Origin of the sequence: Bacilliculturomica massiliensis (genome assembly GCF_900605495.1) — a bacterium.
Lineage (GTDB): Bacteria > Bacillota > Clostridia > Peptostreptococcales > Anaerovoracaceae > Bacilliculturomica > Bacilliculturomica massiliensis.
Genome location: NZ_LR027603.1, coordinates 153,959 through 175,462, shown reverse-complemented (window position 1 = coordinate 175,462; position 21,504 = coordinate 153,959). Strand labels below are relative to the sequence as shown.

Annotated in this window: 21 protein-coding genes; 14 read left to right on the top strand and 7 right to left on the bottom strand. The window is 55.8% G+C overall.

Annotated features, from left to right (window positions below):
• The first annotated feature begins 188 nt into the window (after nucleotides 1-188).
• Nucleotides 189-1,115 carry an SDR family NAD(P)-dependent oxidoreductase gene (locus E0E37_RS10485; protein WP_130863002.1) on the top strand — a complete coding sequence of 309 codons (927 nt, stop codon included), beginning with the start codon at nucleotides 189-191 and terminating at the stop codon, nucleotides 1,113-1,115.
• Between the two features lie 673 nt (nucleotides 1,116-1,788).
• Nucleotides 1,789-3,405: a CTP synthase gene (locus E0E37_RS10480; protein WP_130863001.1), complete on the top strand. Its 1,617-nt coding sequence runs from the start codon at nucleotides 1,789-1,791 to the stop codon at nucleotides 3,403-3,405.
• A gap of 425 nt (nucleotides 3,406-3,830) precedes the next feature.
• Here E0E37_RS10480 and E0E37_RS10475 read toward each other — a convergent pair whose 3' ends face one another.
• Nucleotides 3,831-4,625 (bottom strand): DeoR/GlpR family DNA-binding transcription regulator, encoded by a 795-nt coding sequence (locus tag E0E37_RS10475; RefSeq protein WP_130863000.1) that lies wholly within the window; start codon nucleotides 4,623-4,625, stop codon nucleotides 3,831-3,833.
• Between the two features lie 413 nt (nucleotides 4,626-5,038).
• Here E0E37_RS10475 and E0E37_RS10470 point away from each other — a divergent pair, with 413 nt between their 5' ends.
• The 7 genes from E0E37_RS10470 (at nucleotide 5,039) to E0E37_RS10440 (ending at nucleotide 12,766) form a co-directional block, all read left to right on the top strand.
• Entirely contained in the window at nucleotides 5,039-6,583 is a 1,545-nt protein-coding gene (locus tag E0E37_RS10470) for an FGGY family carbohydrate kinase (RefSeq protein ID WP_246019697.1), read from the top strand.
• 38 nt (nucleotides 6,584-6,621) lie between these two features.
• Nucleotides 6,622-7,878 (top strand): NAD(P)/FAD-dependent oxidoreductase, encoded by a 1,257-nt coding sequence (locus tag E0E37_RS10465; protein WP_130862999.1) that lies wholly within the window; start codon nucleotides 6,622-6,624, stop codon nucleotides 7,876-7,878.
• Nucleotides 7,875-8,246: a DUF1667 domain-containing protein gene (locus E0E37_RS10460; RefSeq protein WP_130862998.1), complete on the top strand. Its 372-nt coding sequence runs from the start codon at nucleotides 7,875-7,877 to the stop codon at nucleotides 8,244-8,246. Before E0E37_RS10465 ends, E0E37_RS10460 begins: the two co-directional genes overlap by 4 nt.
• 2 nt (nucleotides 8,247-8,248) lie before the next feature.
• The gene (locus tag E0E37_RS10455) at nucleotides 8,249-9,685 is read left to right on the top strand and encodes an NAD(P)/FAD-dependent oxidoreductase (RefSeq protein ID WP_130862997.1); all 1,437 of its coding nucleotides are present in this window, start codon (nucleotides 8,249-8,251) and stop codon (nucleotides 9,683-9,685) included.
• A gap of 54 nt (nucleotides 9,686-9,739) precedes the next feature.
• Nucleotides 9,740-10,795: a TRAP transporter substrate-binding protein DctP gene (dctP, locus tag E0E37_RS10450; protein ID WP_130862996.1), complete on the top strand. Its 1,056-nt coding sequence runs from the start codon at nucleotides 9,740-9,742 to the stop codon at nucleotides 10,793-10,795.
• Nucleotides 10,796-10,928: 133 nt separating this feature from the next.
• Nucleotides 10,929-11,459 carry a TRAP transporter small permease gene (locus tag E0E37_RS10445; RefSeq protein ID WP_130862995.1) on the top strand — a complete coding sequence of 177 codons (531 nt, stop codon included), beginning with the start codon at nucleotides 10,929-10,931 and terminating at the stop codon, nucleotides 11,457-11,459.
• A complete protein-coding gene (locus tag E0E37_RS10440) occupies nucleotides 11,450-12,766 on the top strand; it encodes a TRAP transporter large permease (protein WP_130862994.1) in 1,317 nt (438 codons plus the stop codon). The genes E0E37_RS10445 and E0E37_RS10440 overlap by 10 nt, the downstream gene beginning before the upstream one ends.
• A gap of 128 nt (nucleotides 12,767-12,894) precedes the next feature.
• Here E0E37_RS10440 and E0E37_RS10435 read toward each other — a convergent pair whose 3' ends face one another.
• The 4 genes from E0E37_RS10435 to E0E37_RS10425 all read right to left on the bottom strand — a co-directional run bounded on the left by E0E37_RS10435 (nucleotide 12,895) and on the right by E0E37_RS10425 (nucleotide 15,224).
• On the bottom strand, nucleotides 12,895-13,317 hold the full coding sequence (locus tag E0E37_RS10435) for a DUF2000 domain-containing protein (RefSeq protein ID WP_130862993.1): 423 nt from the start codon (nucleotides 13,315-13,317) through the stop codon (nucleotides 12,895-12,897).
• 81 nt (nucleotides 13,318-13,398) lie between these two features.
• Nucleotides 13,399-13,842 (bottom strand): DMT family transporter, encoded by a 444-nt coding sequence (locus E0E37_RS19115; RefSeq protein ID WP_330548573.1) that lies wholly within the window; start codon nucleotides 13,840-13,842, stop codon nucleotides 13,399-13,401.
• Between the two features lie 3 nt (nucleotides 13,843-13,845).
• The gene (locus E0E37_RS19110; RefSeq protein WP_330548572.1) at nucleotides 13,846-14,352 is read right to left on the bottom strand and encodes a DMT family transporter; all 507 of its coding nucleotides are present in this window, start codon (nucleotides 14,350-14,352) and stop codon (nucleotides 13,846-13,848) included.
• The gene (locus E0E37_RS10425; protein WP_130862992.1) at nucleotides 14,349-15,224 is read right to left on the bottom strand and encodes a helix-turn-helix domain-containing protein; all 876 of its coding nucleotides are present in this window, start codon (nucleotides 15,222-15,224) and stop codon (nucleotides 14,349-14,351) included. Before E0E37_RS10425 ends, E0E37_RS19110 begins: the two co-directional genes overlap by 4 nt.
• A 240-nt stretch (nucleotides 15,225-15,464) precedes the next feature.
• On the opposite strand from E0E37_RS10425, the gene E0E37_RS10420 reads away from it, so the two are divergent.
• From E0E37_RS10420 to E0E37_RS10410, 3 genes are all read left to right on the top strand, one after another.
• Complete coding sequence (locus tag E0E37_RS10420; protein ID WP_246019696.1) at nucleotides 15,465-15,863, top strand: putative ABC transporter permease; 399 nt, start codon at nucleotides 15,465-15,467, stop codon at nucleotides 15,861-15,863.
• A gap of 244 nt (nucleotides 15,864-16,107) precedes the next feature.
• Nucleotides 16,108-16,908, top strand: a complete 801-nt coding sequence (locus tag E0E37_RS10415) for a transporter substrate-binding domain-containing protein (RefSeq protein WP_165445319.1) — start codon at nucleotides 16,108-16,110, stop codon at nucleotides 16,906-16,908.
• Between the two features lie 19 nt (nucleotides 16,909-16,927).
• Nucleotides 16,928-17,626 (top strand): amino acid ABC transporter permease, encoded by a 699-nt coding sequence (locus E0E37_RS10410; RefSeq protein WP_246019695.1) that lies wholly within the window; start codon nucleotides 16,928-16,930, stop codon nucleotides 17,624-17,626.
• A gap of 53 nt (nucleotides 17,627-17,679) precedes the next feature.
• Here E0E37_RS10410 and E0E37_RS10405 read toward each other — a convergent pair whose 3' ends face one another.
• Nucleotides 17,680-19,563, bottom strand: a complete 1,884-nt coding sequence (locus E0E37_RS10405) for a Na/Pi cotransporter family protein (RefSeq protein ID WP_130862989.1) — start codon at nucleotides 19,561-19,563, stop codon at nucleotides 17,680-17,682.
• Between the two features lie 285 nt (nucleotides 19,564-19,848).
• On the opposite strand from E0E37_RS10405, the gene E0E37_RS10400 reads away from it, so the two are divergent.
• Nucleotides 19,849-20,310 carry a DUF134 domain-containing protein gene (locus E0E37_RS10400; protein WP_130862988.1) on the top strand — a complete coding sequence of 154 codons (462 nt, stop codon included), beginning with the start codon at nucleotides 19,849-19,851 and terminating at the stop codon, nucleotides 20,308-20,310.
• 14 nt (nucleotides 20,311-20,324) lie between these two features.
• Nucleotides 20,325-20,741: a NifB/NifX family molybdenum-iron cluster-binding protein gene (locus E0E37_RS10395; protein ID WP_130862987.1), complete on the top strand. Its 417-nt coding sequence runs from the start codon at nucleotides 20,325-20,327 to the stop codon at nucleotides 20,739-20,741.
• Here E0E37_RS10395 and E0E37_RS10390 read toward each other — a convergent pair.
• Nucleotides 20,738-21,493, bottom strand: a complete 756-nt coding sequence (locus E0E37_RS10390; protein WP_130862986.1) for a hypothetical protein — start codon at nucleotides 21,491-21,493, stop codon at nucleotides 20,738-20,740. The two genes, E0E37_RS10395 and E0E37_RS10390, sit on opposite strands and share 4 nt — an antisense overlap.
• Between the last annotated feature and the right edge of the window lie 11 nt (nucleotides 21,494-21,504).

Genomic DNA, 21,504 nt, shown 5'->3' with positions numbered 1-21,504 from the left:
AAAGTCATGGCCGCCGTGATATGGAAGTGATCCGGCCTGTTGATAATTTTTGAATTTCATAAATGACATTTTATCATACTTCGCAGGCCCTGCGGAGCGCCGCCCTCAAGATCGGGGAAGAGGGAGAGGGACTGAAATGCCGCAGCTGATAAAAGTTCAGTGCGGTCTGGCAGTGAAAGGAATGGGAAATGACGGAATATACGGAAGAAAGTAAAGCTTTGAATGCAGAATGCAGCAAGAATAACGCCGCCGGCGTCGAAGGAAGAAGGAGACGGGCAGTGCTGATCACCGGCGGCAGCCGCGGGATCGGCGCCGCCTGCGCGCGGTTGTTTGTGCGGAGGGGCGACCGGGTGATCATCGGTTACCGGGAAAACCGCGAGACTGCGGAGCGGCTGGCCGCGGAGCTGAACGCCTGTGGGATGAGTGTAAACAGCGAAGACGGAACAAAAGAGAGGGAGACGGCAGACGGGCGCCCGGACGGCCGTGCCGCCGCGGCGGCCGGAGGCGGGAAGCCGGCAGACTGTGACAGAGAACTTTTGGCGGCGGCGCTTCCGGTGGATGTGACCAGTCAGGCAGAGGTGCAGGCTATGTTCGCCGCCGCCCGCAGGATATTCGGCAGGATCGATGTGTTGGTGAATAACGCAGGGATCTCCGAATTCGCCCTGTTTACAGATATTACGCAGACCCAGTGGGACCGGATGATGGACACGAACTGCAGAGGAATGTTTTTCTGCGCTCAGGAGGCGCTGAAGGACATGCTGCCGGAAAAGCGCGGAGCCATTGTGAACGTGTCGTCCATGTGGGGCCAGGTAGGCTCCAGCTGCGAGGTGCACTATTCCGCCAGCAAGGCGGCGGTCATCGGGCTGACCAGAGCCCTGGCCAAGGAACTGGGACCCAGCCAGATACGCGTGAACTGCGTGGCCCCGGGAGTGGTGGACACAGATATGATGTCCCCGGTGACGGAGGACATCAGGCGGGAGTTGGCTGAAGAGACGCCGCTTTCGCGTCTGGGGACGCCGGAGGATATTGCCCGGGCCGTATATTTTCTCGCCTCGGAAGACGCGGGTTTTATTACGGGTCAGGTGCTGGGCGTCAGCGGAGGATTTGCCGTTTAGGGATCGCGGCAGCGCCGTAGACCTGAACCCTCACTCCACACAATAGGAAATAGGAATGCTTGGCACGCCCAGGGGAGGAGATTGATGGATAAGAGTCAAAAGATAAATCTGACCATATTCTACGTACTCAGCGTGCTTTGCATTAAAGTTCCGGTAATAGGGACAGTCTTTACTTTACTGTCCTTCTGGTATATCAAAAAGTATGGGCTGGATCTTGGAAAATACCATGTGTGGATTAAAGTCCTATTGTTTATAAACTTATTGATCAGCGTGGCATTGAACGGATGTATTCTGCTCTTCACTATAAATATATGGCTGCCTGTTCTGCCATAGATGGGCTGCTGATAAATCTGTTCCGTTTCAGGTGCCATAAGAGGCCGAAAAACTCTTGACAAGAGGAAAGAAACAGGGCATACTAGAGAATATTATTCTTGAGTTTTACATTGAAATTCCTTTATTTGGGCGGTCGTTGGAGGTGCAGGTGTTCTATCCTGCACTTCCAACGGCTTTTTTGTTGTTCAAAACGAAAGAAAACAGGGGTGAAATGGGAAGAATAATATTCTTGTTGGATCGCAACAAAAAATAGAGCGATGGAGGCCGGGACAGCCGGCGTGACCAGATGAAGTTATTGTGAAAAGACAGCGATTGAGAATCAACTGCGGGGAGGCGTGAGATGGCGAAGTATATTTTTGTGACAGGCGGCGTTGTATCGGGGCTGGGAAAGGGGATAACAGCGGCGTCCCTGGGTAGGCTTTTAAAAGCCAGGGGATTGAAAGTGGCGGCTCAGAAGCTGGACCCTTATATCAATGTGGACCCGGGGACCATGAGCCCCTATCAGCACGGCGAGGTGTATGTAACGGAGGACGGGGCCGAGACGGATCTGGATCTGGGACATTACGAGCGGTTTATCGACGAGGATCTGAACCGGTATTCCAACTTGACTACGGGAAAGGTCTACTGGAACGTGCTGACGAAGGAGAGAAACGGGGAATATCTGGGAGAGACCGTGCAGGTCATCCCCCATGTGACCACGGAGATCAAGAATTTCATCTACGCGGTGGGCGAGAAGACGGATGCGGACGTGGTCATTACGGAGATCGGGGGCACAGTGGGAGATATTGAGAGCCAGCCTTTCCTGGAGGCGATCCGACAGGTGGCGCTGGATGTGGGGAAGGAAAACTGCCTGTTCATCCACGTGACGCTGGTGCCTTATATTTCCGGCTCCAATGAATACAAATCAAAGCCCACCCAGCATTCCGTAAAGGAGATGCGTTCCATCGGACTGAGCCCGGACATTATCGTCATACGTTCCGACGGTCCGGTGGATGGACCGACCAAAGACAAGATCGCGCTGTTCTGCAATGTAAAGCCCGACTGCGTCATCGAAAATATCACGCTGCCGGTGCTGTATCAGGCGCCGGTCATGCTGGAGGAACAGCGGTTTTCAGAGATCGTATGCCGGGAGCTTTCCATCAAGGCGGGACCGGCAAAAATGGATGACTGGGTGGCCATGCTGGACCGCATCGCAGCCAGAGACAGGAAAATAAAGATCGCCATAGTGGGGAAATATGTCAGGCTCCACGACGCGTATCTCTCTGTGGCGGAATCTCTGCGCCACGGCGGCTATGAGAACGGCTGTGTGGTAGACATTCAATGGATCGACGCGGAGGATGTCACAGATGAGACGGCGGAGAAATATCTGAAGGATCTGGCGGGGATCCTGGTGCCGGGCGGTTTCGGGGACCGGGGCGTGGAGGGGAAGATCGCCGCCGCCCGGTATGCCAGAGAACATAACGTTCCCTATCTGGGGATCTGTCTGGGAATGCAGACAGCGGTCATCGAATTTGCCCGGCACGTGGCGGGGTACGCCGACGCCGATTCTGCAGAATTTCGGGAGACGGTCCACTCTGTTATCGACCTGATGCCCGATCAGCATGGGAACCTGCCCAAAGGCGGCACCATGAGACTGGGCGCTTATCCCTGCCTGGTGAAGGAAGGGACCCTGCTGGAGAAAGCATACGGCGCGCCGCTGATACGGGAGCGGCACCGGCACCGTTACGAATTCAATAATGCGTTCCGGGATGCCATGGAGGAAGCGGGACTGGTCATCTCCGGCACCTCCCCGGACGGCAGGCTGGTGGAAGCCGTGGAACTGCCGTCCAACGACTTTTTTATGGCTGTTCAGTATCACCCTGAATTCAAGAGCCGTCCAAACCGGGCACATCCTCTGTTTCGGGAGTTTGTGGGGGCTGCGTTGACGCGGCACAATAAAACGCGTATCTGTATTTAACGATCCGAATGATCCGCGCTGGGCAGCAGAGAGACAGCAGGAAGGCAGCGGCGGGGAAGCAGACGGTCTGCAAAGACTTATCCTGCCTGTCTGCCCCCCATGAGGGCGCTGCGTGGGACCGGATCAGAAGGGCGCGGCAGGCGGCGGCTCTCGTCACATCTGTCGATCTGCTGGCTGACTGGCGGGAAGCCGTCAGACAGGGGAAAACAGATTTTTTTTCCTGAGTTCAACTGAATAAGAAAAAAATCAGCGAGAAATCATAAAAATGATTTCCTGCCGATTTAATACAAAGAACGATACGTTTTTACTATGATCTTCGCCCAATACAGGTGAAGATCATTTTTTTCTGCCGTCTTCGCCTGACGGCGTCTGGATGAAGGCGTGCGCCAACTGGCCAAGGAAGCCTGCCGCAATAAAAGCGCTGTTTACAGCATGGCGAATTCCGGCTCGGCGGGTACGATCTCCACGGGGATGCCCTTTTCGCGGATCCTGGCCAGTATGTCTTTGGGGATCAGGGAGTCGGTGATGAGCAGGTCGATCTCGTCGATAAAGCAGGTGCGAAACAGCGCGTTCTTGCCGAATTTGCTGTGGTCGACCAGCGCGATCTTTTTCGCGGCCTTTTTCATCATCTGCTTCTTGAGTTCGTTGGTGAAGGCGGCGGAGGTGGTCAGACCTTTTTCCAGCGTCAGTCCGTCGGTGCTGAAAAAGCACAGGTCGATGGACGCGAAGTGGTTGAGGACCTCTTTGGCCAGTTCGCCCACGGTAATGCCGGGAAGGACCATCTGCCCGCCAAGAAAGTAGATGCTGTTATTCTGATTGCGAAACATCTCCTGGGCCACGTAAATATCATTGGTGATCACGGTGAGGTTCTTTTTCTGATTGAGATACTTGGCCAGCTCGAACATGGTAGTACCGGACTCGGTGGAGACGGTCATGCCGTCGTGCACGTGGCGGACGGCTGCCTGGGCGATCCGCGACTTTTCCTCCTGATAGTATTTAGTCCGCTCCTGCCACGGTTCCAGTTCTGTTATGCTTACCTTTGACGCTGCCAGAATGGCGCCGCCGTAGGTTTTCTTCAAGACCCCTTCCCGTTCCAGCTCTTTAAAGTCCCGCCGGATCGTTTCGATGGAAACGTTGAATTCCTCCACCAGTTCGCTGGTCTTAACAGAACCGGTCTTTACCAGCTTGTCAATGATCTGTTTCTGTCTTGCATCTCTCATAGGACAACTCCTTTGCCGCCTGCGCAGCCTGATCGTTCCGTTTATGTAAAATAGGGACGCCGTCTGAACGGCTCTCGATGGTGTGGCCGGATCATCACCGTTGTATGACAGTCCTCCAGGGATCCATCTAAAATAAAGAATGAATAAAGAATGACCTAAGATCTGGAAAACTTCTGCTTCATTTTCAGTATATACCCGATCTCAAAAATATGCAAAGAGTTTATCAATAAAATGCACAAGTGTGATCAATATATACATTAATGCAATTAAAAATGACTACATATTGGCTACAATGCAATTAAAATGATCATATTTAAAAAGAAAACGGTCAATATTTTGAAAACAACTTGACAATGTTGTCATGCGGCTCTAAGATGAAAATGAACTGAAAACAGAATTGTTTGAAGATAAAAATGACAGTTATCAGAAAAGTAAGACGGCTGAGAAGGAGCAGAGAAATGGGCGGCTATTATCTCGGAATCGATCAGGGCACCACGCTGACGACAGCTCTGATCATGGATGAAGATTGGAAGATCATCGCAAGGGGAAGCCGGGAACACCGGCAGATCTACCCACGGCCGGGCTGGGTGGAGCACGATCCTGTGGAAATATACGAGTGTTTCGTGGGCGCGATCCGCACAGCTATTGCGGAGGCGGGGATCCGCGCCTCGGATATTCTGTGCATGGGCCTTGACCACCAGGGAGAGACGTGTCTGATCTGGGATAAGAAGACCGGGGAACCTCTATACAATGCCATCGTGTGGCAGGATCGCCGGACGGCGGATTTTGCTCAGGAGCTGAAGGAGAAACACGGGGATTACATACACAGGATCACGGGGGTGCTGCCGGACTCCTATTATACCGGCACGAAGATCCGCTGGATCCTCGACCATGTGGAAGGAGCCAGACAGAGAGCGGCGCGGGGCGAGCTGCTGGCGGGGACGCTGAACACATGGCTGATCTGGAATCTGACGGGCGGAGAGACTTTTCTCACCGACGCGGGCAGCGCCGGCCGCTGGATGATGATGGATCTGGCAACAACGGAGTGGGACAGAAAGATCATGGACCTGCTGGAGATCCCGGAAAACATAATCGCGCCCATCACAGACTGCAACCGGTCGTTCGGCCGTACAAAGCCCGAACTGTTCGACGGGGCCAGGATCCCTATCGCTGGATGCCTGACCGATTCCCAGGCCGGACTCATCGGCGGCGGGGGATGTAGCGCCGGAACGCTGAAAAATTCATATGGGACGGGCAGCTTTATGGGCCTGGTCACAGGAGACAAGTACATTTTGTCAGAACAGGGACTGATGACCGTCTGTGCCTTCCGCACCGGCGGCCGTCCTACCTACGTGCTGAGCGGCGCCGTCTACATCGCGGGGGCCGCCATCCAGTGGCTGCGGGACGGGCTGGGATTCATTCAGAGCCCGGGAGATACGGAGGCCATGGCGGCCAGCGTAGCGGACAGCGGGGGCGTTTACTTTGTTCCGGCATTCGCCGGATTGGCTACCCCCTACTGGGATCAGTACGCCAGAGGCGGTTTTCTGGGACTGACAGGAGGCGTTACCAAGGAGCACATGGTGCGGGCGGTGCTTGAAAGCGTGGCCTACCAGACCACGGACTGCTACCGTGCTGTGCGCGCTGAGTACGACGGCAGGATCCCGGCCATGCGGGCGGACGGAGGCATGGTGGATAATGGGCTGCTCATGCAGCTGCAGGCGGATATGCTGGGGATCCCGGTGGTCGTTCCTGCTGAAAAAGAAACGGCGGCCTTTGGATCCGCTTGTATGGCGGCTTACACCATAGGCGCGCTGTCGTCGCTGGAGGACGTGAAAACTTTTACAAAGATGAAGAAGGAATACGAACCGCGCATGTCCGTCGACGAGAGGGAAACGCGGATGAATATGTATCACCGGGCAGTGGATCGCTGCAGAGAATGGATCGCCTGCCAGGAATAGAAAAACGGGGACCGGCGGTGGAGATCGGAGGTATGAGAATGAGAGAACTGGAATGTGACGTGGCGGTGATCGGCGCGGGACCGGCGGGACTGGCCGCCGCAGCCGCGGCGAAAAAGAACGGGGCGGAAAAAGTCGTGATCATCGAGCGCGACAGCAGCCCGGGCGGTATCCTTCAGCAGTGTATTCACCCAGGCTTCGGACTGAACTATTTTCACGAGGAGCTGACGGGGCCGGAGTACGCGGGACGCTTTATCGCCGAGGCTGAAAAAGCGGGAGTCAAGGTGCTGTTCAATACCATGGCGCTGGATCTGCGGGAGGAAGAGCTCATGTGCTCCGGTCCCGGCGGACTGCTTCGGGTCAGATCCGGAGCGGTGGTATTGGCTATGGGCTGCAGGGAACGCACCAGGGCAAACCTGGTCATTCCGGGAAGCCGGCCCGCCGGCATTTACACGGCAGGAACAGCCCAGCGGCTGATCAATATACAGGGACACATGGTAGGGAAAAAAGTGGTGATCCTGGGGTCCGGCGATATCGGAATGATCATGGCCAGACGCATGACTCTGGAGGGGGCCGAGGTGAAGGCTGTGGTGGAGATCATGCCTTATCTGGCAGGGCTGCGGAGAAACAAAGTACAGTGTCTGGACGATTTCAATATTCCGCTGCTGCTGTCCCATACCGTGACGGACATCACCGGAGTGGACCGGGTGGAAAAAGTCACCATTGCGCCGGTGGACGGGAATAAAGATCCCATCTGCGAAGAGAGCAGGGAGATCCAGTGCGATACGCTGCTGCTCTCCGTAGGGCTGATCCCGGAAAACGAGCTGAGCAGGGGGAGAGGGGTCCCGCTGTCCAGCGTCACAAAGGGAGCGTCGGTCAATCAATACATGCAGACAGAGATCCCCAACGTGTTCGCCTGCGGCAATGTGCTCCACGTCAACGATCTGGTGGACAATGTGAGCAGGGAGAGCGAGCGGGCGGGAAGAAACGCGGCGCGTTACGCGGCGGGCGTTCTGCCCGTGGGCCGGCCGGTCAGCGCGGTTCCCGGGGAAAACGTCCGGTACGTCTGCCCTCAGCGGGTGATACCGGGAGGAGACGAAGAGATCCGGCTGTTCTTCCGGGTGGCAGCGCCAGGGGAGGAAGTGACGGTATCGGCACGTTCGGGGGACCGGGTCCTGGTCAGCAGAAAGGCCCCTTTCGTGAATCCGGGGGAGATGGAATCCCTGACCATTTCAGCAGAGGACGCGGTCGGTCTGACGGCGGATATTACGGTTGAGGTGAAAGGAGGAGCGAGATGAAGAAAGAAATCGTGTGTATCGTCTGCCCGAAAGGCTGCCGGATCCAGGTGACGGGATCGGAAGCGCAGGTGGACTCAATAGAGGGAAATCAATGTCCCCGGGGCAGGGCCTACGCGGAGAGCGAATTTATCGATCCCTGCCGCATCCTCACATCATCCGTGCGGCTTCTGGGCGCCCGCAGAAAAATGCTTCCTGTACGCTCGTCCAAAGCCATTTCAAAAAAACAGCTCATGAATTGCATGGAACAGATACGACAGGCAGAGATAAAGGCTCCGGTCAAGCTGCATCAGGTCATTATTGCGGACATTTTGGGCACGGGAGCGGATATGGTGGCCTGCATGCCGGTGGCCGAAAAACAGGAGGATTAGGCATGTACAATACAGACATTTTAGTGGTCGGCGCCGGCGCGGTAGGGATCGCCATCGCCCGGGAGCTCTCCAAATTCAACATTGACGTGATGGTCGTGGACAAAAAGGACGACGTGGGGGGAGACGCGTCCAAGTCGTGCAGCAGCTGCATCAGCACGGAATTTACCCTGACGCCAGGCACGCTGGAGTCAAAGATCTGTCAGTGCTCACGGCCGCTGTTCGATCAGCTCTGCCGGGATCTGGACGTTCCCCTGAACTACTGCGGGAGCATCACTCCGGCGGTCAATCAGGAGCAGTTTGAAAAGATCCCGTCGATCTTAAAGAAAGCCTTCGACAACGGAGTTTACGACGTGGAATACCGCTCAAAGGAAGAGCTGCTTGAGATGGAGCCCAACCTGAATCCAGAGGTCCTGGGCGGCGTTTACAGTCCTCGGGACACACAGATCAACCAGTTTCTGCTGGTGGTAGCCCAGGCGGAGAACGCGGCGGAAAACGGCGTGGAATTTCTTCTGGACTGTAAAGTGGAGGGGATCGAGCTTGAGCAGGGCAGAGTTTCCCTGGTGCGGACCACAAAGGGAGACATTCGCACCAAGTACATCGTCAACGCCGCAGGCCTGGGAAACGACGAGATCGCCGGAATGGTGGGAGAATGCGATTATACGGTCCATCCGCGGAAAGGACAGTTCTACGTACTGGAAAAGGATACGCCGGTGAAGGTCTCGCACATTATCCTGTCGATCCCGCTGCCGCAGACAAGAGGGAAACTCATCATTCCCACAGTGGACGGAAATATTCTGGTAGGACCCACGGCGGAGGATCTGTACGACAAGGATGACAAGAAGACCACGAAGGAAGGCCTGAAAGAGGTGGAGAGGGAGGCCAGAATGCTGGTGCCCGGTCTTCACATGGAGGATACGATCACACAGTTTGTCGGCCTGCGCCCGGCCAGAGAGCCGGAGGGCTACAATATTTTGGTATCAGAGAAGGCCAGAGGCTACGTGGGCATCTCGGGGGTGAGATCCTCCGGGCTGACGGGAAGTCTGGGGATCGCCAAATACACCATTCAGATGATGCGGGAAGCGGGTCTGACGCTGGAGCGCAAAAAGGGGTTCAAGGCCACGCGAAAGGGCATTGTCAATTTTTCGAAGGCTTCCGACGAGGAGAGAGACCGGCTGATCGCAGAGGATCCGCTCTACGGCCACGTGATCTGCCGCTGTGAGACCGTGACGGAGAGCGAGATCGTCCAGGCCATTCGCCGGCCGGTGGGCGCCAGGACGGTGGACGCGGTCAAGCGCAGGGTGAGAGCGGGCATGGGCCGCTGTCAGGGCGGATTCTGCGGGCCCCAGGTACTGGAGATCCTGGCCAGGGAACTGGGAGTCGACGCGGAGGAGATCCGCAAGAGGGATGGAGTTTCTTACATGCTGCGGCATGAGAAATAGTTAGGAAAAAGAGGAGATCCCAACTAGAATTTTTACCACAAGGGAGGTAAAGAAATGAAGAAAAAATTATTGATCGCACTTAGCCTTGCGCTGACACTGTCCCTCGGACTTTCCGGCTGCGGCGGAAGCGGCGGATCCGGAGGATCCGACGACGGGGAAAAGACCTACAATCTCAGGCTGTCCTGCGAATACGCGGTGGACAATCACCAGACTGTGGCCCTGCAGGACGCAGCGGACACGATCAAGGAAAAGACCGGCGGCAAGGTGAACATTACCGTGTATCCCTCCTGCCAGCTGGGAGACTACACCGTGGTGTACGGACAGGTCATGACCGGCGATATCGACATTGCGGCCCTGCCTATCTCCCCAAGTTATGACGAGCGGGCCTCCGTGGTCAGCCTGCCGTATCTGGCCAAGGACTTTGCAGAGTTCAAAGAGGACTATTTCCCCGGCTCCTATCTGTGGGATCTGTTGTCGGATATCAATGAGAAAAACGACTGCACCCTGCTGGGGATCTTTAACGCAGGCTTCATGGGGATCGGATCAGCGTCGCTGCCCTCCGAGGATTTCGACTACCTGACGGACGGGACCGTATCCAAGCCCACGCTGCTGCGGATCCCGGCGAACAACGTCTTCGCGACGCTGATCCCAGCCATGGGCTACCGCACCACGTCCATTTCTTACGCAGACCTGTACCCGGCCCTTCAGTCCGGCGTGGCAGACGGCTGGATCGGCGGTTCCGGTCTGGTGAACTGGGAGAGTTTCCGCGACGTCATCAAATATTTCATCGACTGCCGCGCGGTTAACGAGTGCATTCCCGTTGTCATGAACAAGGCGCTGCTTGAGGGCATGCCGGAGGATTATCAGACAGTCATCACCGATACGTTCCTGGCTATGGCAGAGCGAGTGGCCGACGAGAGACAGCAGCAGGAAGAGCAGGCGCTGATCGATCTGGGCAATTACGGCGTAACGGTCATCAAGCCCACAGACGAGCAGCTGGAAGCGCTGAGCACGCGGATCCGTTCCGAGGTGTGGGGTCAGTGCAGAGAGCTGGTGGGAGATGAGATCATCGACGACCTGTGCGAGACCTACGGCGTCACGCTGGAATAGGGATCCCGGGCGTCCGCAGGACCTCCGGGACCGCGGTTCGCGAAGCAGATGAATTATGAAGGGATAGAGGGCATTTCACAGCGGAAGTATACCGGCGGAGTGCCCTTTTCCCAAAAGAAAGGAACGGCAGCACATGAAAAGAATAGAAGATTTTTTCCTGTGGCGGCTGCTGCTGAAACTGGAACGGGCGATTCTGGTCATCTGCAGCGTGGCGGCCATCGGAACGGTAGTCGTAAGCGTCGTGCTGCGGTATGTCTTCAAGAGCGATCTGTATGGGATCGAGGAGATCATCACCGTTATCGCCATGTGGCTCTATTTTCTGGGAGGCGTGTACGGCAGCTATGAGAACAGCCACATCAGGGCGGATATCCTGTCCGTCTACGTCAAGTCTGAAAAAAAGATGAGGATCGTGCGGATCCTCTCGCTGGCCGTCTCTGCGGGGGCTTCCCTGATGCTGGCCAAGTGGGGGCTGGATTATCTGCGCTGGAGTATTGCTATCGGCGGCGAGACCGTCAGCCTGCACATTCCCATGATCCTGTCGCGGATCCCTCTCACGATCTGCTTCGTCTTCATGGCGGTTTACAGTATCTATCATTTGATCCTCGCACTGCTGGGCAGGGAGCCCGCAATTGAAACATCGGGAGGTGAGAAGACATGGTCTTAGCGCTGGGTTTTGTTTTGCTCGTAGTGCTGCTGGTCCTGGGAGTGCCGGTGGTATTTTGCTTCGGCAGCGTCATCATATTATTTTCCCTTACCTTCGGCTATACTGCACTGGGGCTTTTTCCCACCATGTACGGTAAGCTGGCCAGCGTAGTGCTTCTGTCTATCCCCATGTTCATCATGGCGGGCGGGGTCATGGAAAAGGGTAAGATCGGAGACGCGCTGATCGACTTTATCGAATTGTTCTTCGGAAAGATAAAAGGCTGTCTGGCCATCATTTCCGTGGTGACCTGCGGCGTGTTCGGCTCCATCTGCGGCAGCGGCGCCGCCACGCTGTCCTGCATCGGCTCCATCATGCTGCCTAAAATGCGGGACAAGAAATACCCTATGGAGAAAGCCGCGGCCATCGTGTGCTGTTCCGCGCCGCTGGGGCTGCTGATCCCGCCCAGCGCGGGGCAGATCGTAGTCGCCTGGTGCGGAAATCTCTCCGTGCTGGCCTGCTTTCTCTCCACTGTGATCCCCGGCATCATTCTCATCGTTCTGCTGAGCATCACCAGTTATTTTCTGATGAGAAACGATCCGAATATAGAGAAAAACCAGGAGGCTCAGTGGCACTCGGCACAGGCGCTGATGAAACAGGCCGGTCCAAAGACCATTCATGCGGCGCCGGCGCTGCTCATGCCCGTGCTGATCCTGGGCGGCATCTACGGCGGTATCATGACGCCCACGGAGGCTGCCGGCGTAGCAGTGTTTTACGCCATTCCCGTAGCGGTGCTGATCTACAAGGGAACCACTGTCCGTGAGCTGAAATCCGTCTTCGTGTCCACGGCCACCACTACCGGCGTGGTCATGGTCATGTGCGCGCTGATCATGGTGCTGAGCCAGATCCTGCTTATGGAAAACGTGCCGACGGTGGTACTGGAACTGTTCACGGCGATCTCCAGCAACAAGTACGTGGTGCTGCTGATGATCAACCTGTTTCTGGTGTTCATCGGCATGATCATGGACGACACCTGCGGCCTGATGCTCTGTACGCCGCTGCTCCTGCCCATCATGCGGGAGCTGGGCGTGAGCCCCTACCAGTTTTCCGCCATCATCGGCGTCAACCTGGGTATGGGCAACATTACGCCGCCTACGGCGCCGTTTCTGTATCTCAGTTCGAAGATCGCGGGCGTCAACTCGGCCAAGGTGATCAAATACAGTCTGATCCTCATCGTGTGCGCCTACATACCTACTTTGATCCTGACCACTTACGTTCCGCAGGTGGCCACCTTCCTGCCCCGCCTTTTCCTGGGCGACAAGTTCGTGTAAAGGCGGCGGGGACCGTTTCAGCAGGAAATCGTTTCCGCTGTGCATTTCAAATGACAGCGGATCCTAACGGCAAATATTTAAATACGAAAAAACGTCCTCCCGGTCAGAGGACGTTTTTTCATGAGTGTTTATCGCAACAGTGGCAGACTTCCTGTCAGCTTGTTGACGAGCTTTTTATTTCCGCAGAGCCCGATCCCAAGGTAACGCAGCTCTTCGCCCTTTGACGCCGCCATTTTTTCGGTGTAATCCTCATAATGGAGACACTGTTGGGCTGTTTCCGTGAAATCCACGGCGACCAGTTCCCGGTAGTCCGGATCGCAGAGTTTTTTGCGCAGAGCACTCAGCAGCTCTCCGTCCCCTTTCAGGACCGGCACGGGATACGCCACGATACCGGTATGGATGCTGCCGTCCCCATCGGGGATATCCGGGCCGATCAGCCCGGGCGCCTGTCTTCCCAGCGTGGCTCCCAGGATCGCCGCGGTGTTGGCGATGATGCCTGCAGACAGTGTATCGTCTATTACTATTACACATTTCATATTGGTGAGATCCATTTTATCGTCCTCCGTTTTACTTTGTTTTGCGGCGTTTTTTCCGGCTGCCGTCCTCTGTCCGCAGCGGCAGCTGTGTTTTGGCTATTCAGATCCGGGCGGGCACGGAACGGAGGCCGGGCAGTCTTTTTTCCGGGACAACGGGAGCCTTCCCTCCGAAAGCAGGAGTCCGGCCAGCGTGAGAACGATGCCCAGCGCCGCCGTCCAGGTGATCGCTTCGTGCAGAATGAGCACGGAGGTGGTCACGGTGACCACAGGGACCATGTATATGTAGGCGCTGGTCTTCACCGGGCCCAGAATGCGGACAGCCAGATTCCAGGTGACGAAGCACAGGGCCGACGCCCCCAGACCGAGGAACAGGATGTTCAGCAGGTTTGTCATATTTGTCAGCCGTTCCAGGCCCAGCCGGAAAGAAAACAGCGGCAGCGCCGGGATCATGAACAGCAGACCGTAAAAAAACATGCGCCGGGTGGACTGGATCGTGTTGTAGCCAAAGGCGCTTATTTTTTTGGTCAGCGTACCGTACACCGCTCAGATGACGGCGGCGGTCACAGCCAGAACGTCGCCGGCGGGGTTCAGTTCCACAGCGCCGCCGCTGCGGAAGCTGATGAGGCATACGCCGGCCATAGCCAGCACAAAGCCGGTCAGAAACCGCAGGTCCGGCCGCCTGCCTTTCAGAAACAACCAGTCGCACAGAGCGGTGAAAAAGGGAGCGATAGAGATGATGACTCCTACATTTGCCGCCAGCGTAAATGTCAAAGCGAAGTTTTCCAGCAGATAGTACAGCGTCACGCCGCACAGGCCCGCCGCCATGAACCACAGCTCCTGTTTTTTGTCCTGCATTCTGAGGAGCCTGGGAGCGGCGATCCAGAGAGCCCCATATCCGATCAGAAAGCGAAAAAATAGTATCTCCAGCGGTTCAAAGTCTGTGAGCAGCACCTTGGTGGAGATAAAGGTGGTGCCCCATATAAATATGGTCACAAAGGCGGCGAGATGGCCTCTGGCCGCCGGATGCTGCGATGAGATATGGTCTGTCATAACGCTCCTCCTGTGTGGCGGATGGGCGCCGGCTCGTCGGAAAGTCGGCCGGAAGCCGTGAAGATCCGCTGATATTGTTTCGGCGTGAGGCCGATAAAGTCTTTAAAAAACCGGCTGAAGTGGCTCTGGTCCGAAAAACCGGCTGCGGCTGCGGCATCTACAGGCGCAACGCCTTGCTCCAGAAGCTCCTTCGCCTTTTGTACCCGCAGGGACTGCAGATAGCGGTAGGGAGAAACGCCGGTCTGCCGCGTGAAGAGATGGAGCAGCCAGGAACGGCTGAGCTCCGCCATCTCCGCCAGATCGGAAAGCGCCACGTTTTCGTCGTAATGGGTCTCAAGATAGTCGCAGATCATACTGATCTTTCCGTCGGGCGCGTCCTTTTCCGCCTCGCCGCAGGGGCGGCTGTATTCCGTCAGGATCTGCTCCAGCAGAAGATAAAAGGCCTCTTCTTTTTCAAGACGCGGCGCCTGGTCCACGATACTGTTGTAAAGGGCGGCCAGGGACTGAGTGATCTCGCTCTGAAATACCACCGGCTGTGTAAACCTGGCGGTATATTGGCTGCCTGCGATATCGCGGACGGCCCGGTCCATGGCGTCCTGCGGAATGTTTACCGCCCTGTAGTCAAGGATCTCTCCGCTGATCGGAGCGCATCGGTGCGTGTCCCTGGGATTGAACAGGATCAGATCGCCCCGTGAAAGATCGTATTCCTGATCCCTGCACCAGAGATGGCGGCGTCCGCCCTCAATAAAGCCGATCACGTAATACTCGTGAAAATGATTGGGAAATTTCTGGACGATCCCGCTCAGATTGTAGGCTTCGATATTCAGGTCGCTGTCGTAACAGACGTGGCGCTGTTCCTGTTCCTGGGGCATATTTTAAATCTCCTTTTGAATTTTTCCAATGGTGAAATCCGCGCATGGTCTGGGGCGCATAGGATCCGTAAATAGCTGATCTGTGGTTATTCTAACATAAAGACCGGACCATTTCTTGAACGATATGGCTGTCACCCAGATTTTTCAGAGCGTAAATCCGACTTTATTCTCAAATACTATAGCAGCGTGGGCGGCTTGATGGGGCTGCTTATACGAAATGCAGAGATGGGAGGAAAGGATTTGGAGAATGAACTGAGTCCGTTTCAGAAAAAAATCATACTGTTTTTTATAGGAGCCGTCGGCTACAGCGTGATCGAAGTGAGCTTTCGGGGCTATACCCACTGGACGATGGCGCTCACAGGCGGATTCGTCTTTCTGCTGCTCTACGGGATCCAGACGCGTATGGGAGACCGTCCGCTGTGGCTGCGGTGTCTGGCCGGCGCCGGGATCATCACCGGAGTGGAATTCATCGTGGGCTGCGTGGTGAATCTGTGGCTGGGCTGGAACGTCTGGGACTACTCCATGTTTCGTTTTCAGGTCCTGGGTCAGGTCTGCCTGCTGTTTTCCTTCTTATGGTTCCTCCTTTGCGGCCCTATATTCTATATTGCACAGAAAATGAGGCAGAGCTGGAACGGCTGAAGGCCGGACCGCCGGAAAGCCGGCGGGGAAAATGAATATTTAGTCACATTTTCGTAAATTTTGTGAATAAAAAACGATGATTTATTTATAAAATCTCTTGACAATGAATAATTATGCATGCTATAGTTCTTCTTGTATTAAATTTCGGGAAATAGATATCCTGAAAGGCGCCGGCGGCCGGGAACCTGTGAGAGACAAGGGCGGACGGGGCGTTTCGCGAAATGAAAGAAAGAGGGAAACGAAAATGATGACAGGAATCTGGAAAAAGGGATTGGCTCTTAGTCTGGCGCTGGCAATGGCGCTGAGCTTCGCCGGCTGCGGCGGAACGGAAGAAACGCTGACCGTGGGGACCTCCGCGGATTACCCGCCGTATGAGTTTATTCAGTTGGACGCGGAGGGAAATGAGACCATCGTAGGCGCTGATATCGAGCTGGCCAAGATCATAGCCGAAAAGCTGGGCATGAAGATGGAGCTGAAGAACATGAGTTTTGACGGACTGCTGGGCGGTCTGGCGGAGGGAAAGTTCGACATGGTGATCGCGGGGCTGACAGTGGACCCCAAGCGTAAAGTCCTCTTTTCGGATAATTACAATACCAGAGAGCAGACCGTTATCATCAAAGCCGCGGATGCGGACCAGTACACTGGACTGAAAGATCTGGAAGGCAAGAAAGTGGCCGGACAGAGCGGAACGGTGCAGCAGACGCTGGCAGAGGAGTATGCAGGCGAGACCGCTACGGCGATCCAGCAGTTTCCGGATATGATCATGATGCTCAAAGCCGGGAAGCTGGACGCGATGATCGCCGACGACGACGTGGCCCAGATATACATACAGGCAAACGACGATCTGATGGCGGCGCCGATCCAGATCGACTACGAAAATGCGGATGTGGCCATCGCCTTCCAGCAGGATGATCAGGAACTCTGCGATAAGGTAAACGCGGTGCTTGCGGAGCTGAAAGAGGATGGGACCATCGATGGACTCATGGCCGATGCGCAGGCGCTGGCAGGTCAGATCGAGAAAGAGAACGCGTCTAAGACGGAGTAACAGGAAACGAGGTTATATTTTGCTGACAGATATTTTGGATCTAACGGTCAACTATTGGCCGTATTTTCTGAAGGGAACGCGGATGACAGTGGTGCTGTCTGTAAGCGCGGTGATACTGGGCGTTATAGCAGGCTGTATCGCCGCTCTGATGAGACTCTCCCGCATCAAAGCGCTCAATTACATAGCTACCGCGTATGTGGACGTATTCCGGGGGACGCCGCTGATCGTACAGCTCTGGATCTTTTATCTGCAGCTGACACAGTTCATGACCTTTCCGAAATTTTCGCTCTGGGGAGTGAGCATGGATGAATTTATCCCATGTCTGGCCGCTCTGGCGCTGAACAGCGGGGCCTATGTCTCGGAGATCATCCGGGCGGGCATCCAGGCGGTGGAAAAAGGTCAGATGGAAGCGTCCAGAAGTCTGGGCATGGGGCACTGGATGGCCATGCGTCTGATCATCATGCCTCAGGCGATAAAAAATATCCTGCCGGCCATCGGAAATGAATTTGTGTCCATGATCAAGGAAACAGCCATCATCCAATATCTGGGCGTGGCGGACATCATGTACTGCAGAAACGCGGTCCAGATGCAGACCTATCAGCCTCTTCCCACCTACTATATAGCGGCGGTCATCTATTTTCTTCTGACTTTCTTTACTTCAAAGGGAGTCAATCTGTTTGAACGCCGTCTGAAGCGGTCGGACCGGCAGGCTGCCTGAGGTCCGTAAGGGACCGGAAACAGCACGAAAACAGATCGAAACTGTCCGGCTGTTCATTCTCCCGCAGCCGGGGAGGCAGCGGCAAAGCCGCCTTCCCCGCCGGAAATGAAGGCCGGACCTTTCCATTCGGATGCGGAAGGCAGACTGGAGATATTGTCGAAGGTCCCGTTTTTCACAGGCTCATAGTAGATCGATTCGTAATAGCGGCAGAGCGCCTGATACTCGTCGCTGACGCTCTCGTGCATTTTGCGCAGGTGCTCGTGGGTGTCGAAGCTTTCCGCCGGAGTCAGACGCTGGGTCAGGTGAACGGCAATGTTGGAGCAGTGGTCGGAGATCCGTTCCATATCGGTGAGCAGCTCCACAAAGGAGATGCCGCTTTTTGTGGTGCAGACCCCCTTCTGCAGCCGTTCGATATGCTTGGATTTCAGCGTCTCCACCAGAATATCGATGGTCTGCTCCATGGGTTCCACCCGGAAAGCGGTGTTGACATCCTGACTGCGGTAAGCGTCCATGGTGGTGTTGATGATATTCGAGACGGCCCGCGTCATGTACTCCAGCTCCCGGTTGGCGGTGTAGGAGAAAGAGACGTTCTGGGCCGCGTTCATCTCCGCCGCCTCCGCAAGGTTGACGCAGTAGTCGCCGATCCGCTCCAGATCACCCAGCGTATGGAGGATCTCGGCGGCCAGACGGTTGTCGGCCGGCGTGGGGTTGTGTTCCCCGATCTTCACCAGATAATCGCCCAGAACGGTTTCCGAACGGTCCAGAAAGCGCTCGTTTTCCTGGAGCAGTTCCATCTTGTTGTCATCGTATTTTTTCAAAAGCTCAGAAGCCAGAGCAAAGTTTTCGTCGACGGTCTCGCCCATGCTCAGGATCGCTTTTTTGCACTGCCCCAGAGCAAGAGACGGCGTTTTCAGAAACATGTCGTCCAGCATGCGCAGTTCCTGTTCGATACGGGAAGGCTGATTGTCGCGGATCAGGCGTTCCGACAGGCGGATGAGCACGTTGACGAAGGGGAACATCCCCAGGCACATGAGCAGATTGAACAGCGTGTGGAAATCGGCGATATTTCCCCGGGTGACGGCCGCATCCCAGAAGGAGAAACCGATGAAATGCTGGTAGGCGTAAAGGACGACGAGAAAAAGAACGGCGCTGATGCTGTTCATCATAACGTCGATGCAGACGGCGCGTTTTGCCCGCTTTTTACTGCCGATGCTGGCGAGAATGAGACTGGCGCATTTTCCTACGTTCTGCCCGATGACTATGGGCATAGCCATGGCCCATGTGATCGTGCCGGTGGAGGACAGAGCCTGCAGAACGCCCACCGAGGCGGACGAACTCTGAAGGAGCACAGTCACCACAATGCCCAGCAGCACGCCCAGAAGGGGATTTTCAAACATATAAAAAATACTGCGGAATTCCGCGGATTCCTTCAGCGGAGCCATCGTGCTCTCCATCAGCGTGATACCCATGAACAGGATGCCGAATCCGATGAGGATCGAGGCCTTGTCCTTCGTGCGGTGACGCTTGGCAAGGAGCAGCAGGGCCGCGCCCACAGCTACGCATATGGGTGAGAAGGAGGACGGTTTGAGAAGAGACAGTAAAATGTTATCGGAAGAAACGTCGCCCAGACGAAGGATCTGCGCTGTGATCGTAGTGCCGATGTTGGCGCCCATGACCACGGAGACCGCCTGGACCAGCTTCATGATGCCGGCGTTGAGAAAGCCGATGATCATCACCCCGGTGGCCGTGGAACTCTGGATCACCGCTGTGACGGCCGTGCCGAGAAGGACTCCTTTCAGCCGGCTGTTGGTCAGACGTTCCAGCGTCTGCTCAAGACCCGCGCCGGCCAGACGTTCCAGAGAAGCACCCAGAAGGTTCATGCCGTAGAGAAACATCCCGACCCCGCCCAGGAGCTGGATGAGAGATAAATAGTTCAATGTTCTACTCCTCTTTTATCGCTGCTTTCAAGCTGCAGACCGGTCTCCCGGTCCCGCCGCGCCGTTTGGTGTTTTTCCGGCGCGTTTTTCTAAAGTAATATTTCAATGAAAAATCAAATACAATGAAAGATATTCTAATTATATCACGTAAAGAGAACGACGGCGTAAATTTTTATGGAATTTGCCACTGTATTTTGGAAGGTTAAAATTAAATTATTATTGACATATGACAGAAAAGAGGATAATATAATTGACATAAGTCGAAAATAAGAAGGAGAAGATCATATGGCACGCCCCCGTAAATGCAGAAGAATATGTGAGCTGCCCAGAAGCCGGCGTTTTGGACCGCTGGGTCCGGAGACGGAAAAGAGCGGAGGCGGCGACGCCGCAGGTCAGGAAGATCTGATCATGGCGCTGGACGAATATGAGACCATCCGACTGATCGACCTTCTGGACTGCACGCAGGAAGAGTGCGCGGAGCAGATGGGCGTGGCCAGGACCACGGTCCAGGCTGTCTACAACAACGCCAGACAAAAACTGGCCTGCGCTCTCGTAGAGGGGAGACAGTTGTCGATCCGGGGCGGCGACTATGTGGTCTGCTCTGAATCCGGGGGCTGCTGCAGAAAGAGCTGCGGCCGTCGGAGCGGCTGCGGGACCTGCGGCGGCGGAGAGAAAAACGTTCCGCCGGGCGTCGATTGCCGCAGAAAAGCGGGAATGTGTCCGGCAGAGGACAGAATAAAAGAGTAAATGGAGGCAGGAACATGAAAATTGCAGTTACGTACGAGAATGGACAGGTATTTCAGCACTTCGGCCATACGGAGGCGTTTAAGATCTATGACGTGGAGGACGGAAAGATCACCGGTTCGGAGGTAGCCGATACCAACGGAAGCGGACATGGCGCCCTGGCAGGATTCTTGAAGGAAAAAGGCGTGGATACGCTCATCTGCGGAGGGATCGGCGGCGGAGCCAGGACCGCCCTGGCTGAAGCGGGGATCGATCTTTATCCCGGAGCTTCCGGCAGCGCCGATGAGCAGGTGGAGGCCCTGATCGGCGGCACGCTGGCCTACGACCCCGACACCATGTGCAGCCACCACGGCCACGGTCACGAAGACGGCCACGACTGCGGCAGCCATGGGGAAGGACACAGCTGCGGAGATCACGGCTGCGGAAATCACTAGGATGAGACGCCGGCTTCCGGGCCGGGGACTGTGAGCGGCAGAGGGCGGTCAAAGAGAAAATGACGGTCCGATTCAAGATCCGCCAGAAATTCCTGCTTCAGGCTGCGGCGCGCAGCCTGAAGCTCAGCGTCATTTAAACGGCGGAGAAGACCGGGCCGCAGGGGCCGCACGGCCCGCATCAGCCCACTGGCGCAGGCGGAGACAGGACCGTCCCCGCTCTCTGTCAGCGTACAGGCGCGGCCGTCTGTGAGCAGCAGCCGGATCTCCCTTGCCCAGCCGTCCCCGTTGGGAAGCGCGGTCACGGTCTGCCAGTCTGCGATCATATTCCTGGGGACGAAGATCCCGTCGATGCGGATCCATTTTTCCGACTGGGAGAGCCGGCCGTTCACAGGATGAAAGTGTTCGTCTCTCAGCAGAGCTTCCAGCTCCCTGTCGCTGAAATAGCGTTCCACCCATTCCATCCCCTGATAGCGGCTGCCGGTAAGTACCATCCAGGCCGGCCGTACAAGGGCGGCTCCGAGAAGAAAGGCGAAGAAAAGCCCGCCGAAGATCACGGTGAATACAGCTAAGACCATATTTCCGTGGGACCCGTGCCCCGAGAGCTGGTTCCTGTAGATCGTGACGAGAATTAAAATGTAAAATGGCAGCGCCGACAGTAAAACCAACTGGGCCGCTGTTTTTTTATGTAATCTGGTCCTGAGTTCCATCGCACCCTCCTTGATCACCATGAGATCCCCTGACTGTTTCATCATAAGATCTGCGT